We start from the raw sequence: 15338 nt of genomic DNA on the forward strand, positions 1-15338 counted from the left end.
GCACTTTTGGAATGGTGGGCATCGTGGCTCACTTTATTGCAGACCCTCTGGCACGCCTTCGAATTGCAAAAAAACATAGAATAATCGTATAAAAATCAGCTATTTGGGAGTTAGTTTTTATTTTATCATTAAATTTCCCTTATGGAAACAGAAGCAAACAACAATGAAAGCTGGCCAGTGCCTAAATTTTACTTTATGGTAGACTGGGGCGAAACAAAAGATATTCCTTTTCAGGAAGTAAGCGGTCTGGATATTGAAGCCCAACCCATAGAATATAGACGCGGCAATAGTCCTGTGTTTTCTGAAATCAGTATGCCTGGATTAGCAAAAAACAGTAATGTAACAATGAAAAAAGCTGTTTTTGCAAAAGACAATAATTTTTGGGACTGGTATACAAAGGTAAAGATGAATACCATTGAACGGCAGAATGTAGTGATAAAACTTATGGACCAAGATGGTAATCCTGCAATGACTTGGACACTGAGTAATGCGTGGCCTACAAAAATATCGAGTACAGACTTGGGGGCAGACGGAAGCGAAGTAGCAATAGAAAGTATTGAAATCTCTCACGAAGGTTTAACAATAGCAAACGCATAAAATAGATGCAAGATTCTAATTCTATTAACCCTAACTTTTTGCCACCTAGCGCTTTTTATTTTGCTGTCAAATTTCTGGATACACCAGATATGGACAGCAGTTTCCAAGAAGTGTCTGGTCTAAAAGTAGCCTTAGGCACCGAGAGTCGTGAAGGTGGCGATAATCAATTTATACACTATGTACCAAAACCACCAACCTTTTCAGATTTAATTTTAAAACGCTCTTTACTGCCTAATCAAAATCTGAATAAGTGGTGTAAAAATGCTTTTGAAAACTTTGTATTTGATCCAAAGGATATCCATTTATCACTAATGGGAGCAGATGGAGTAACCCTTGCCTCTTGGAATATTAAAGGAGCATATCCCGTATCGTGGGAATTAGCAGTATTAGATAGAGCTTCAAACGAGTTGGCTATTGAGGCCCTTGTACTAAAGTACAGCAGCTTTAAAAAAGAGCCTTTGTAAAGTTATATACAGAGTAGGTTTTTTTAAATCTATTTTGAGAAGAAATTAAGCGTAATAAATAATATGGAAGAAGAAAATCAAATACTTATTTCCAATGCTGGTATTAGTATTCTATGGCCATTCTTGCCGAAATATTTTGAGCATTTGGGTTTTGTGAATGACGGGCAGTTTGTAAATGATGAGAGCAGGAATAGAGCGTTGTATCTATTACATTACTTAGCGTATAACGCCATTAATTTTCCTGAAGAGTATTTGCCGTTTAATAAAATATTGGTCGGAATGCCAATAGATCATTCTGTGGAAGAAATTGAAGAAATCACCCCGTACGAGGAAGAATTGTCTAAGAGCCTTCTGGGAGGGCTTATCCACAATTGGTCAAAAGTGCAAGATTCTTCTCCAGAAGCCATTCAAGAAACGTTTTTGCAGAGAGATGGATTGATAACAGTACATCCAGAATACAACCTTCTAGTTGTAGAAAAGAGAGGGGTGGATGTATTGATGGAGAGCATTCCGTGGAATCTATCGGTTATAAAGTTGCCGTGGATGGTTGAGGCAATGAAGATTGAGTGGGTTTGAAATATTTTTTTTTCGCTTTGTTGAAATGTGCCCTCCTTCTATCTTCATAAATTCGGAGCTTATCCCTTCGCTGAAGCTATGGGATACTAGGTAGGAGGACGCGTGTGTTTTAGAACAATCTTTTATTTTTAAAAGCAATTCCAGAACCAGATTTTAAATACCTTTCAAAATCGTAAGCCTTTAGTTTGTTGCTAAAAAGAGAGAGATGTACAAGAGTTACGGGAAGTTTATCTTTTGTAAACGAAACTTCTCCTTTACTGTGTGCAATAAGTCTATTATTTATATTGGTGGTATATCCTGTATAATATTTACCATTGGCGCATTTAAGAATATACACAGCGTAAGGTAATTCCATAATTAATGGTTTTATAATTATGGGGAGCTGTATAAAGTTAAGAAATTATTATTGATAAATAAAACTCTCCTACGCTGAAGCTATGGAGAGCGAAGGAAAAGCCCTCCTTCGCTTCTCGTAAACTCGAAGCTTCGGAGGGCGAAGGCCCAATATTAATTTATTTCAATACTAATTGGATCGGCATCCACCGAAGCCCTCCTGTTTTTTACAAAAAAAACTGCATTAAAAAGACCTCCATCGCTCCTTAGAAAAAACAAGCTTCGGAGGGCGAAGGTCAATATTAATTTATCTCAATACTAAGTGGATCGGCATCCACCATAGCCCTATCCTGATTTTAATAAAAAGTAACTGCATTAAAAAGCCCTCCTTCGCTCCGTAGAAAAAACGGAACTTCGGAGGGCGAAGGTGGAGCCGGAGGGATTCGAACCCTCGTCCAAACGCGCAATTATAATGCCTTCTACATGCTTAGTTTTCATTTAGGTTTTCGTGGGATTGCCGGTCGAAAACTACCAACGCACCCCTTATCTTTACTTGAGCTTCACGATGCCATCAAAGCACTAGCATCGCTAGGTTTACTTTTACGAAGCCACTAAATCAACCGCCGCAAACCAAGGCCGTTGAGTGACTTCCTGCTTGCCCACCTTGTGGGCCGAGGCACATCCTACTGTAATTCGGATTATGCAGCTAGGGCGTAGTTATTCTCGCCGTTTAAAAAGTGTGAAATATGATATTAACGAGCTATATCCCAGCGCTCGGCATGCTTACAATACAATTAGACCCGCTGTCAAAACCAGTCGGCCCCTCTTTTTTAGTATTCAGTGATCAGTATTCAGTCTCACGTCTCACGTCTCACGTCTCACGTCTCACGTCTCACGTCTCACGTCTCACGTCTAAAGTCCGCAAAGATACATGAAAATCCCTATCTTTGCCACCGCTTTAGTTTATTCAAAAAACATACCAAATGTCAATAACCTTTGCCATCATCAAAGAACGCAAAAACCCGCCAGACCGTCGGGTAGTTCTATCGCCAGAAAAGTGCCAAGAAGTCATAAAACAGTTTCCCGATGCCAAGATAATCGTAGAAACGTCTAACGTTCGCATCTTTCCTGATGAAGCTTATCGCAATGCAGGTTTTGAAGTGATGGATGATATTTCAGCGGCAGATGTATTGCTGGGCGTAAAAGAAGTTCCTGTAGCGGCACTAATTCCGAATAAAAAATACTTTTACTTTAGTCACACCATCAAAAAGCAACCTTACAACCGCAAACTGCTAAAGGCGATGCTCAATAAGAATATTGAAATGTTTGACCACGAAACTATCGTGAATCCTGATAACCAAAGATTAATTGGTTTTGGGTATTACGCTGGCTTGGTTGGAGCTTATAATGGTTTTAGAGGCCTAGGCTTGCGCGACAAGTTGTTTGAATTGCCGAAAGTAGAACACCTCCATGATTTGCAAGCTTTAAAGGCAGCACTCGACAAAATAACCATCCCAAATATAAAAATCATTCTATCTGGAACGGGCAAAGTTACAAGAGGATCAAAGGAGATATTAGATCATTTAAAGATTCGTGAAGTCACTGACGCCGATTATCTTTCCAAAGATTATAACCAACCCGTTTACTGCCTTATAGATGTTTCAGAATATAACACGCGCAAGGATGGAGGCGAATTTAATAAGCAAGAGTTTTACGCAGATCCTTCCAATTACGAGAGTGATTTTATGAAGTATGCCAAAGTGAGCGATATGTTTATTACAGGCCATTTCTTCGGAAACGGCGCACCTTATTTATTCACTCGCGAGGATGCTAAAAGATCCGACTTTAAAATAAACTTAGTGGCCGATGTTTCCTGCGATGTAGATGGACCTATTGCCTGTACACTGCGGGCCTCCACTATTGCCGATCCTTTTTACGGATACAATCCAAAGACGGAAAGTGAAACTGCCTTTGACGCTAAAGATTCAATAACAGTAATGGCGGTAGACAATTTGCCTTGCGAGTTGCCTAAGGATGCCAGTGAAGGTTTTGGTGACATGTTTTTGGAAAATGTAATTCCCGCCTTCTTTAATGGCGACAGAGATGGTGTTTTAGAACGTGCCAAAATGACTACAGCCTCAGGAAAACTAACTCTCAGATTTGCATATCTACAGGATTATGTGTTAATTGCCGATTAACAATTTAACTTTTTGTTAACAAGCTTGCAATTTGTGAAAAAGGAACAAAAAAGTAAAACAGCACTAATTACGGGAGCTGCTTCGGGTCTCGGGTTTGAGCTGGCGTTGCTATTAGCGAAAGATGATCACGACCTAATCATGGTAGATGTTGATGCTGAAAAACTAGCGAAGGCGAAAGAAGAGATTTTAAAAAACAAGAGCTGCAAAATTCAATTAATTAATAAGGATCTAAGCACTTGCAATGTAGCCAGAGAGATTTTTGAAGCTGTTGAAGGTAGATCTATAGATGTGCTTATCAATAACGCAGGTTTTGGTGTTTTTGGAAGCTTTAACGATACCGACTGGAAACGCGAGGCAGAAATGCTAAATCTACATGTTATTACAACTACGCACTTAACCAAACTCGTATTGAAAGGAATGGTAGCGCGCGGCCATGGAAGAATACTCAATATGTCTTCGCTTGCTGCTTTTCAGCCAGGACCATTAATGTCATTGTATTATGCTTCAAAGGCTTACATTCTTTCCTTTTCCGAAGCAATTGCGAATGAGCTTAAAGGCACGGGAGTTACGGTTACTGTTCTTTGTCCTGGGCAAACCAAAACTTGTTTTCAGGAAGTGGTTTCTAATGGTGTTGGAAAAACTTCTTCTGAAAATAAAATTAATTTCAACGTTGCTTGTCCCAAAGCAGTTGCAAAATATGGTTATGAAGCCATGCAAAAAGGAAAAATTGTCGCTATTCCCGGAAATATAAATAAGCTACTCTCCAAGCTTCCACGGTTTGTTTCCAGACGCACGGCAACTGCTGTGATACGTAGAATACAGGAGAAAAATAGGGACGCTTGACACGTTTTTCCTTAAATCTTCTTTAACTGAATTGGCTCTTCCGATTGTATTTTTATTAACTCTGTAAAAAACTCGCGCAGGCTTTTATATGCTTCGGGAGCAAATACGTGATTAGATAGTTTTACACTGAGTCTAATATTTATTTTATTAGCTGTTTGATTGTAAACTATTGATACTTCGCCATCGTTATGGGGAAGTTTTAAAATGCGGCTGGAGGGCATTTGTACCATTTTGTACTGATTGCCCAGATTGAAGGAGATTAAATAGTTATTCGTAACCGGAAATCCAAAATCGATTGGGTATTGCCGTGTTTCTTTTTTAAACGGATTTTCAGAAAAATAGGGCTGCATTAAAAATGGGTATATAAAAAGGTTGTCGCCTACAGGCTGTTCATGCAGTGAAATGTCAAAGTTTTCCGTATAGGGCTGCTCTAGGTCTTTTTCGTTTTGGATTTCTAGATTTGTTATGTTTAGGCTTTCGTTTTTCCCCTGCTTCGTTTTAATGATTTCTTCTAGGTTGTATTGATTGTATTTTTTGCGCTTTTCAACAGAAATGTAACCGGTAGAAACTTCATTGACCTTTCCTGAGAATTGGCCGGACTCATCTGCCGTGAGCTGCATATTTACATAGTGCATATTTTTTTTGAAAGGCTCTATTGGCAGCCAATAGCTCCCATTTTTAAAATCCATAACGCGTCCTTCCATATTTAAATCGCGCAACGGCAATACTCCAAAAGGATTGTATTTATCTGTAGCATCCAATAAATATTCTGTGTTATTGATATTTAGATAAACAAGGGCATAGTTGAAATCTGTAAGTACAGGATATTGTTTGGTTGGCAGCGGTTGACTTCTGGAAGCTATGAGCATTATTTTTGCATCTAAACCTGCCGCTTCCAATGCGTTGATGAGACCAAGATTTATTTCGGAACTATTTCCCGTTTTACTTTCAAAAGCATCTTTTACGCGTATGTCTGAAAGGATACGATATTCCTTATTCCAGAACATAGTTTCTTGAAAATAATAGTAAATGGCCTTTGCCCGTTCCAAAGCATCTGGAATTGTAAAGATAGCAGCGGGAAGTTGCTCTTTGAAGAAATCGGAATATTTAAGTTGGCGACCCAAATCTTTATCATATCTAAACTTTTTATCTACATCTTCCCAAGTATTGGTATAGGTGCTTTTGCTTCCGGTTAGATCAACAATTTCAATAACTTCATACTTCATTCTGGGGATGTAGTTTTTTTTGGAGAGCATGTATTCTTCTTCTTTAAAAGCTGGAAGGTTTTGCATTACATAGGTTGCAGATTCACAGTCTCCGGGTACGTCAAAACCATTTAATACAAAGCAGGCCTTTTTAATTTCGGCATAATTTACGGCTAGCGGGAAATTTCCAAAGAGCGTTCGGTTATAGCTGAAGTTTCCAGGTATTTCGGTATGAAGTTCTGAATACAGCACTGGCAGTTCATCTTGAAACTCCCAACTTCCAAAATTGAAGAAATAAGGAGTTTCTATTCGGTAGGTATATTCCAGAATACTTCCATTTTGCACATTGGGAAAAGTGAATTTTATATTGGACCAGTTTACAGTTTCATCCGTATCAAAGATTGCATTTTCACCCACGTATTCTTTTACAGCGCCATTGTGGGTAATACCCTTTAAATTGGTTACTTTTTCCCTTACATTTTTTTCACGATAGTACGGAATTTCAATCGTGCTATGTTTAAAGTTTTTAGCGTCAATCACTTTTATCTTTCCGTGAATTTCCTTTATGAGCATAATGTAGCCGCCCACTTCATCTACGGAATAATTTCCGCGCTTATAGAGCACTACTCCATTTGCTTCGGGATCTGCGGGAAATTTCGTCATTGCAATTTCCTCTGTAAGTGGCTCGCCAAATGTTTGGATATTACTAATTTGGGAAAATAGTGAAGTAACAAAAATAAGGCAGCTAGGGAGGAGTAGGTTTTTTAATTGCATTTTATATCTTTTTTAGAGTAATGGGCTCGTCTTTTAGCATCGTAACCATTGTACCGAAAAATTCCTTTAAAGACTCATAGGCATCGGGTGGAAAACGGTATGCATTAAGTTTCATATTGAAACGGATGTTTATTTTGCTTCCCTCGGCAATATAGGTTACCAAACATTCACCATCATCATTCGGAAGTTTGATTGTTCTACTTTTGGGCAGTTGTTCAACTTCATATACATCGCCCAAATCTATGGATATTAAATAGGTATTTGTAAAAGGAAAGCCGAAATTCATTGGGTAGCTGCGCTCCTTCATCTTGAAAGGGTTTTCAGAAATATAAGTTTTATTGAAGAACGGATAGAGAATAACTTTATCGCCCACCGTTTCTGGCGCTACGGAAATGTTATAGTTTTCTTTCAGCGGATTTTCGATGTCGCTTAATGCTTCTATTTGATAGTCGTCAATTTCTATTCCCGCTTTATCGTTTCCTTGGGTTTTTATATATTCTTCAGGGGTCTCTTCTGCAATAGTATTTCTTTTTTCCAAACCTATGTAGCCATAACTTGCTTGACTAAGTTTTCCTGAAAAATTACCATCCGCTTCTGCAGCTATTTGTGCATTTACATAGCGTATGTTTTTGTCAAAAGGTTCAATAGGCATCCAATAACTTCCATTTTTAAAATCCATGACACGGCCCTGTATATTTAGCGCCGGAAAAGGGATTACTCCGAAAGGGGCTTGTTTGTTGGTGGCGTCGAGTATGATTCTTTCATTATTAATCATTAGCACTGCCAGAACATAATTAAAATTAGAAAGTACAGGATATAATTCTGTGGGCAAACCATTTTGACGGGTAGATAATAGCATTGGTTTGGCGTACAACCCAGCAGCTTTTAGTGCATTGATCAAAGAAAGGTTAATGGCAGAAACGCTTCCTAGTTTTTCGTCAAAGGCATCTTTCACCTTAAATTCATAATTAAAATAGCGACCATTCCAGGTGTAGCGGTCTTGGATAAATCCATAAACTGCTTTTGCACGTTCCAAGTCATCTGGAATTTTTAGGATTTCATTTGGAAGTTTTCTTCTGAAATAATTTTTTTTGGTCAATTGTTCACCAAAGTCTTCATCATTTTCAAAACGTTTGTCCACATCTTCCCAAGAGCGAGTAAAAACTTGGTCAAAGCCATAAAATGCTTTGAAAGCCAATGGTTCATAGACAATACGAGAAATATAATTTTTCTTTGAAAGCATATATTTTTCTTCAGTAAAAGAGGGAACGTTCTTCATTGCGTACAAACTTACTTCAGTATCTATACGCCCAGAATTTGAAGGTACTAAAAAGTCATTTTTTTTAATCGCAGTCTTTTGCGCGGTCAATTTTTTGTTGCCGTATAGAATTCTGTTATACTTAAAGTTTGGAGGCAGAACGGTTTGAAATAAGCTATAAATAGTCGGAAGCTCATGCTGAAACTCCCAACCTTCCAAATCATAGAAATAAGGGCTCACAATAGTATATCTATATTCTAAAATACTGCCGTCCTGTACATTTGGGAAAGTAAAAGTTAGTACGTTTCTTGCCCCGGATTTTTTGGTTTTATAAAACGCATTCTCCGGCACAAAATTTTGCACAGATCCGTTGTGGGTTATGGCTTTGTAGTCCAATATTTCCTCTGCATAATATCCGTATCCTTCATAATAGGGGATTTCTACAGTTGTATAATCAAATTTTTTGGCATCAATAACTTTTATTTTTCTATGTATTTCCTTAACAAGCCTTACCGCCGTTCTTTTAACAATTGAAACCGCATAATAATTTCCAGATTCATAGAGTATTATACCAGTAGCGTCCGGTTCAGATTCGTAACTTTTAAGTTCAAACTCGTTTTGGGTGGGTTTTCCAAATTCGTCAATACGTTCCGACTGAGAATAGGATAAATAGAAAGTTGAGACTAAAAGTAGGAACGCAATTTTTTTAAAAAGCATATTTTGGAGATGAAACTTAATTATAGCCGCAAAATAGAATAAATATTGCAATTACAAAATGATCAAGCTTTCAGATAGCCGAAAAGATATTTTTCAAAACACCAATATGCCAATTTTAAAAACAGTCCGAAAAAAAGCGTAAAAAACCAAGCTTCACTGTTTTCAATGGGATTTGTAATTATTGCGAAAACGTCAGTAAAAAGACCGAAAGGTTTATGAAGAATATCCCACGTGTTCCAGCGTAAAATACGCCCAAGATACATTCCAAAGCTCACTAAAAAGGGAAGGATTGCCATGCATTTTAAAACTATTCTTTGGTTAAAATGCTTAAGAAGCACTGGCTTCACATCTTTAACTGAAATCACATAAAATGCAAGGCCTGTAATTGCAAAAATTGCAATCATAAAACTGTCAAAGCCAAGCCATTCCAAAGGGCTTAAGCGCAGGTGTATAAAATCTGTCAATAAATAGGGCGCGTTGGGAAGAAACAACAACCAAGCGAGCAATAAGAAAGTAAGCATAGGTTTCTTAAGCTGTTTGATGGTTTTCATTAAAGTGGAAATGAAAAAGGGAATCATCGCCAAGAATAAATTCCACACCAAAAAAAGATAGAAAAAGGAATGTGTTATTTTTAAGCGAACTGAAAGCAGTAAAATGCTTAAAACTGTAAGTGAAAAAAGTGGAAACAGTATATGGAAACGATTAAAGAGAAATGTTTTTAAGGTCTTCATTTTTTATGAGAATTTTTTCGATTAATAGAATAAGTAGAAAGCCGAGAAAATATGCAAACAAGTCCCATAAGTCGAATACCGAACCTAGAATGGTCAACAGTAATTCTGACTGGATATTGATTTTTTCCGCGAGGTTAAAAAACTGCAATAGTTCAACGACACAGGCAAATACCAAGACGGAAACGGCAGTTTTTAAAACGTTGTTTTTTATAATAATTTTTAGGAAAGAATACAGCAGCAATATTACGAGGACGTCTCCTAAAAATCCTCTAATAAAGGGATTGAAATGGAAATATGCAATTGCACATTCTATGACAAAGAGGATTATAAATGAAATTAAATAGTTATTCATTTTTTAGATAAAATTAAAAATGCTTTTATGTCCGTTCGAGCGCAGTCGAGAACTTGTGCTTAGTAGCCATAGTTTTCTAACTGCGCCCAATCGGAATATTACCTATTCATTGTTCCAATCAATTCGTCTTGAAGCAAACATAATAATCGCTAAAATCACGAACAGCCCAATACTGCCCACTAAAAGCGCATAATTTTCCAATTGGATAATTACATAAATAAAACCATACAGCGAGGCCAGTGAAGCGCAAATGAGCAATGGAAATTTGAAACCTTTCAAAATTGCACGGGAATAAACCGTTATTAGCGCGAGTACAGCAAAAGCGGCAATAGAGTATGCCTTAAAGAAGTTGCTGTGCTCTGAAATTGAAATGAGCAGCGTATAAAACATTACAAGTGCCAGGCCGATCATTACATATTGAAACGGATGGATATAGATTTTGCTTACCAATTGAATCAACAAAAAAACCAACAGCGTTAGCCCGATAACCATAAAACCATATTTGGCTGTGCGTTCGCTCTTTTGGTATTCGTCCACGGGAATAATAAGTTTGGTTCCAAAAGCAGATGCCGAAAGATCCGGAAGATACCCAAAAAACGATTGCTCAAACTGTCGGTTTATTTGCAGTATGCGCCAATTGGCAGTGAAACCATCTTTGCTGATTTCTTTGTTGGTGTCTTCCGGTAAAAAGTTGCCGTCAAAACTAGGGGAGTGCCAGTTTGACTTCATCGTGGCGTCGGTTTCTTTTCCTATGGGCAAAAACTTCAGACTTTCGCTGCCGTTAATTTTTAGATTGAAAGAAAAGGTAAGTGACTCAGTAAAAATTTCCTTGGCATTTGCAATGTAATTGCTTTGAATGGTGTTAAGATATTCCTTGGAATATTGTGGTGTCATCGAAAGTGCTTCCGAAGCTAAGTTCACAATAGGGGTGGTTTTTATTCCCTTTAAATTCGATGTTTTTAAAAGAACAGTTGCCTTTTCCCAAATTATGTTTTCCTCGGCAATATCGGTATTTGTAAAATCAATTTTCGGGAAATTTCCCTTTATATCGATGGCTGCGGAATAAACAACAGATTCGTAGATGCTGCGGTTCAACGGTTTTGTGTCAACTTGGGAGGTAATATTTAATTTGTCTGGAAAGAAATAGGCGTTTTCCACAGTTTCCTTTGCTTTTGTGTAATAGGAATTGCTTTTCTCGTTGAAAATCTTTTCTTCGGAAATAACTTTGTAGGGAATTTTCACAATTGGCCCGGAGAGAAGCACCTCGTTTCCCCATTTCTCGTTAATTTCCCGAACAACTTCCTCTTGCCTGTATGCTCTTTCGTTTATTAATGATTTTACAAATTCCAAAGGAATCAGCAATACCAATAATAAAAACCCGACCACAAGCATTCTTGCGGTGATGGAGTTACGCATCCAGTTGCTGAATTTACTTTTTTTCTGTTCCATAATTTGTGTGTTTATTGTTTGTTGTTAAAGGTTTATAGTTAATTGTTATTATAAAGTACTTTGTTTTTCAAAGTGAATTAATAAAAAAATATATTTGTTACTATTTTGGTTTTTGAATTAATTTTTCAAGTGCGTCAATGTGCTTTTTGAATTCGGCTTTTCCAAGTTTTGTTGCTGTGTAATTAGTGTTTGGTTTTCTTCCCACAAAGCTTTTTGCTACCAAAATATATTCAGCTTGTTCCAAAGCTTTTATATGGCTGGCAAGATTGCCATCGGTAACTTCAAGCAGTTCTTTAAGGCGGTTGAAATCGGCATCCTCGTTCACCACAAGAATGCTCATAATTCCCAGGCGAATACGATGATCAAAAAGTTTGTTTATGTTGTCTATAATGCCCACGTTTAGCTTTTTCGCTCTTTTAAATACATAATACTTCCGTAAATTATATGGAAAAGGCCAAAGCCCAAGAGCCAAAACCAGAGGCCGTAGCCGGGCAGTGCAGCGCAGATAAGTCCTACAATAATTTCAGCATAGCCCAAATATTTTACGTTGCCAATGGTATATTTAGAAGCATTCACCAGCGCCAGTCCATAAAAGATCAGCATTAAAGAAGCGCTTAGCCCATAATGCTGACTGTTCAGTTTTATGAGGATGTATATACCACCGGTAACCAGCGGCACTAAAAAGTTTATGAGTAAACGACGGGTAGTGGTGTCCCAGATTTTTTCGTTGTTTCTTTTTGCTCTTTGGGTAGTCAAAAGATAGGCAGTAACTACACTTAGAACTGCCACTGAAGCCAATAGGGCCAACAATAGTTTGAAATTCAAACTGTGAAGGGTTAGAAATTCGCCCGGTTTCGGAAAAAGATACAGATATGCAATCACTGCACCAATAATGGCATAGATTCCCGCAAAAATCCCCGAAAGCCCACTAAGCGATATAAAACGGGAAGAGCGGTTCATTAAATTTTTAATCTCGCTGATGTCTTTTAGATAATCATTTTCGCTCATAATAAAGTACTTTGAAAAACAAAGTAAATATAAAAATGTTTCACAGCCAAATTAAATCATAATATTTTTCTGAATGCTATTTATTTAAATTCTTATATATAAGAAAATACTTACAGGAAAAAAGGGGGAAATCCCCCTACAAATTCAGGGTTTTTCCTCTTGACTGGTATTGGTGTTCTTCGCATCTTTACAACATCAAATTAATTGGGGAGTTAATTTAGTTATGAGGATAAAAGCTGTTTCTTTTTAGAAGCAGCTTTTGCTTTTTTGTATCAAGATTTAACATTTGAAACAGGGAAAACCCTGTACAAAAATGGGGGGTTTCCCTCTTGATTGGTATGTATTTTTTACCCGATATTTGAATACTTATTTAACTGGGGAGTTTTTTAGGTTTTGTTTCCTAAGGCTGTTCCTCAAAAAGCAACAGCCTTTTTTAGTTAAAAATCAACATTTCTTTTTTTTATAAAGACTTGTTTTTAGCCGAAGAGCCCTGCCAGCAAACGCTGGCAGGGCTCTTTTTTTAAATGCTATTTTTAGCTTATAAATGATTAATAGTTTTTCGGATAGCTACCAGATCGGTCAGCAGTTTTTCAAGCAGGTTTAAATTCAGCATATTGGCGCCATCGCTTTTTGCATTTGCGGGATCGAAGTGGGTCTCTATAAAAATTCCGTCCGCTCCTGTGGCAATTCCTGCGCGTGCAATTGTAGAAATCATTTCTGGTCTGCCGCCGGTAACTCCTGCGCTTTGGTTGGGCTGTTGCAAACTGTGTGTTACGTCTAAAACCACGGGAGCATATTGTTTCATTGTTGGAATTCCTCTAAAATCTACTATCATATCCTGATAGCCAAACATGGTTCCGCGATCTGTAATTAGTACTTGCTCGTTGTTGCAATCTGTTACTTTGGTAACAGCGTGTTTCATACTTTCGGGACTCATAAATTGTCCCTTTTTCAAGTTCACCACTTTCCCTGTTTCTGCTGCGGCAACTACTAAATCGGTTTGACGCACTAAAAAAGCTGGTATTTGTAACACATCTACATATTCCGCAGCCGTTGCGGCATCGCTCACTTCGTGAATATCGGTAACGGTGGCAACATCAAAAGTTTCGGAAACTTTTCGAAGTATTTTTAAGGCTTTTTCATCACCAATTCCTGTAAAACTATCAATCCGGCTTCGGTTTGCTTTTTTGAAACTTCCTTTGAAAATGAAAGGGATTTCAAGGGTGTCGGTAATTTTCACAATCTTTTCTGCAATCTGCATTGCCATTTCTTCGCTTTCAATGGCGCAGGGGCCTGCAAGCAGGAAAAAATTGTTTGAGTTTGTATGTTTTATTTTTGGGATTTTATTCAGTTGCATTTTGTGTCCTTATTTTAAAACAAAGGTAGTTAAAAGCTTCTTTCGCCCAACTTTGAAACATCAATGGAAGTTTACCAAAAATTATTCTTTTAATATTTTATGGGTTTGGAAGTTTCCATTTTCACCTTCAATCTTTAAAAGATAAACACCCGCTTCTGCTTTTGAAAGGTCAATTTGATTGGTGTTTTGATCTGTTTCAATCCGTTGTCCCAAAATATTAAAAAGAGAAATTTGCCAAATGGGTTGCTTTGATTCTAAATAAAGAATTCCATCTGTTGGATTTGGATAAATCTGGTGATTGCCAAATTCGTATTCTGAAATGCCCAAAGTGTTGTTTTTATACCAAGATAATTTGTTATTACCTGCAGATGCCGAAGCAATATCGAGCCAACCGTCGCCGTTAAAATCAGCCGCTTTCGCGTCACTTGCAAAATCAGCTGCTGCATTTATAATATTAGGCGCTCCGAATGTTCCTTGTCCGTTTTCATTTTCTTTCCAAGATATCTTATCTGAAAATCTATTCCATAATAACATGTCATTGTCGCTATCATTGTCAAGATCATAAAAAAGGTATTGGTCGCCAGTATCGATCAAGAATTGAAGCTCTCCAAAGTTTCCTTGATTATCTAAGTTTTCAAGCCAATATGTATCTATAAATGAATTTTCATCTACTGAGGTCATAACAATATCCATCTTCCCATCGGTATTCAAATCTACGTATTGAAATTCAATAATATTTGTTCCTCCGGATTGAACATATAGGAATTGATAAATAATTTGCTGTGTGCCAAAGATTTCATTGCCCAAATTTTTGTACCAGAAAATTGAGCCGCTATGTAGAACGTTATCGGTTGCTAAAATATCCAGCAAGCCATCATTGTCAATATCTTCCAGCAATATTTTTGTAAATTCATTTGTATTTTGAATCAATAAATTTTCTTCACTGAAAGTACCTTGTCCGTCCTCATTTTCATACCAAACAATCTTGCTGGTAAAGGTATTGCTAACTATCGCAACCAAATCCTGATCCCCATCGTTGTCTATATCTGTGGGTGTAACTGTCATCATGAAATCCTGTTGATTTATAATTTGCTCAAGCCCAAAATTTCCCGCTCCATCAAGGTTTTCCAACCAAGCAATATAGCTTGCATTATTGCTGAGATATAAAATATCATTATCGCCATCACTATCAATATCAACAATTTTAACTGAAAGATAATAAACTGGAGTTTCGTTGATAATAATTTCAGGTCCAAAATTACCCTGTCCATCCAGATTTTTATACCAACTCATTTTATAGGTTTCGCCAGAAGCAGTTAGAACATCAATAAACCCATCGTTGTCTATATCAAAAGGAATAGATAGATATGGTTTCAACGTAGCTGTAGAAATTATTTGCTGCGAGCCAAATTGGGCAAACCCTGAAATAGCCCAGAATATTGATAAGGTGAGTAGTAGCTTTGTTTTCATATCTTA

15 protein-coding genes and 1 other RNA gene are annotated in these 15338 nt (G+C 37.3%); 5 read left to right on the forward strand and 11 right to left on the reverse strand.

Annotated elements, in window-relative coordinates:
* Positions 1–141 precede the first annotated feature (141 nt).
* The 3 genes from ESV24_RS09510 (at position 142) to ESV24_RS09520 (ending at position 1637) form a co-directional block, all read left to right on the forward strand.
* Positions 142–597: a phage tail protein gene (locus tag ESV24_RS09510; protein ID WP_111816370.1), complete on the forward strand. Its 456-nt coding sequence runs from the start codon at positions 142–144 to the stop codon at positions 595–597.
* A gap of 5 nt (positions 598–602) precedes the next feature.
* A complete protein-coding gene (locus tag ESV24_RS09515; protein WP_111816369.1) occupies positions 603–1061 on the forward strand; it encodes a phage tail protein in 459 nt (152 codons plus the stop codon).
* Positions 1062–1124: 63 nt separating this feature from the next.
* A complete protein-coding gene (locus ESV24_RS09520) occupies positions 1125–1637 on the forward strand; it encodes a contractile injection system tape measure protein (protein ID WP_111816368.1) in 513 nt (170 codons plus the stop codon).
* Between the two features lie 109 nt (positions 1638–1746).
* Here ESV24_RS09520 and ESV24_RS09525 read toward each other — a convergent pair whose 3' ends face one another.
* The gene (locus ESV24_RS09525) at positions 1747–1992 is read right to left on the reverse strand and encodes a GIY-YIG nuclease family protein (protein ID WP_111816367.1); all 246 of its coding nucleotides are present in this window, start codon (positions 1990–1992) and stop codon (positions 1747–1749) included.
* A 403-nt stretch (positions 1993–2395) separates the two neighbouring features.
* Positions 2396–2794: a transfer-messenger RNA gene (gene ssrA, locus ESV24_RS09530) on the reverse strand.
* Positions 2795–2959: 165 nt separating this feature from the next.
* Here ssrA and ESV24_RS09535 point away from each other — a divergent pair.
* Positions 2960–4168, forward strand: a complete 1209-nt coding sequence (locus tag ESV24_RS09535) for an NAD(P)-dependent oxidoreductase (protein ID WP_111816431.1) — start codon at positions 2960–2962, stop codon at positions 4166–4168.
* A gap of 33 nt (positions 4169–4201) precedes the next feature.
* The gene (locus ESV24_RS09540; RefSeq protein WP_111816430.1) at positions 4202–5011 is read left to right on the forward strand and encodes an SDR family NAD(P)-dependent oxidoreductase; all 810 of its coding nucleotides are present in this window, start codon (positions 4202–4204) and stop codon (positions 5009–5011) included.
* An 11-nt stretch (positions 5012–5022) separates the two neighbouring features.
* Here the strand turns inward: ESV24_RS09540 and ESV24_RS09545 are convergent, their stop codons facing one another.
* The 9 genes from ESV24_RS09545 to ESV24_RS09585 all read right to left on the reverse strand — a co-directional run bounded on the left by ESV24_RS09545 (position 5023) and on the right by ESV24_RS09585 (position 15332).
* The gene (locus ESV24_RS09545; RefSeq protein ID WP_111816366.1) at positions 5023–6990 is read right to left on the reverse strand and encodes a DUF3858 domain-containing protein; all 1968 of its coding nucleotides are present in this window, start codon (positions 6988–6990) and stop codon (positions 5023–5025) included.
* A 1-nt stretch (position 6991) separates the two neighbouring features.
* On the reverse strand, positions 6992–8965 hold the full coding sequence (locus ESV24_RS09550) for a hypothetical protein (RefSeq protein ID WP_111816365.1): 1974 nt from the start codon (positions 8963–8965) through the stop codon (positions 6992–6994).
* A 62-nt stretch (positions 8966–9027) separates the two neighbouring features.
* Positions 9028–9696, reverse strand: coding sequence for a DUF1361 domain-containing protein (locus ESV24_RS09555; protein WP_111816364.1), 669 nt, complete (start codon positions 9694–9696; stop codon positions 9028–9030).
* A complete protein-coding gene (locus ESV24_RS15670) occupies positions 9668–10048 on the reverse strand; it encodes a ribosomal maturation YjgA family protein (RefSeq protein ID WP_111816363.1) in 381 nt (126 codons plus the stop codon). Before ESV24_RS15670 ends, ESV24_RS09555 begins: the two co-directional genes overlap by 29 nt.
* Before the next feature lie 102 nt (positions 10049–10150).
* Complete coding sequence (gene creD / locus ESV24_RS09565; protein WP_111816362.1) at positions 10151–11497, reverse strand: cell envelope integrity protein CreD; 1347 nt, start codon at positions 11495–11497, stop codon at positions 10151–10153.
* Positions 11498–11597: 100 nt separating this feature from the next.
* Positions 11598–11894 (reverse strand): winged helix-turn-helix domain-containing protein, encoded by a 297-nt coding sequence (locus tag ESV24_RS09570; protein WP_111816361.1) that lies wholly within the window; start codon positions 11892–11894, stop codon positions 11598–11600.
* Positions 11895–11896: 2 nt separating this feature from the next.
* Entirely contained in the window at positions 11897–12505 is a 609-nt protein-coding gene (locus ESV24_RS09575; RefSeq protein ID WP_111816360.1) for a hypothetical protein, read from the reverse strand.
* Between the two features lie 538 nt (positions 12506–13043).
* Complete coding sequence (gene kdsA / locus ESV24_RS09580; protein ID WP_111816359.1) at positions 13044–13862, reverse strand: 3-deoxy-8-phosphooctulonate synthase; 819 nt, start codon at positions 13860–13862, stop codon at positions 13044–13046.
* Between the two features lie 81 nt (positions 13863–13943).
* On the reverse strand, positions 13944–15332 hold the full coding sequence (locus tag ESV24_RS09585; protein WP_111816358.1) for a T9SS type A sorting domain-containing protein: 1389 nt from the start codon (positions 15330–15332) through the stop codon (positions 13944–13946).
* Positions 15333–15338: the final 6 nt, after the last annotated feature.

It is taken from the genome of Aequorivita lipolytica, assembly GCF_007997135.1.
GTDB lineage: Bacteria > Bacteroidota > Bacteroidia > Flavobacteriales > Flavobacteriaceae > Aequorivita > Aequorivita lipolytica.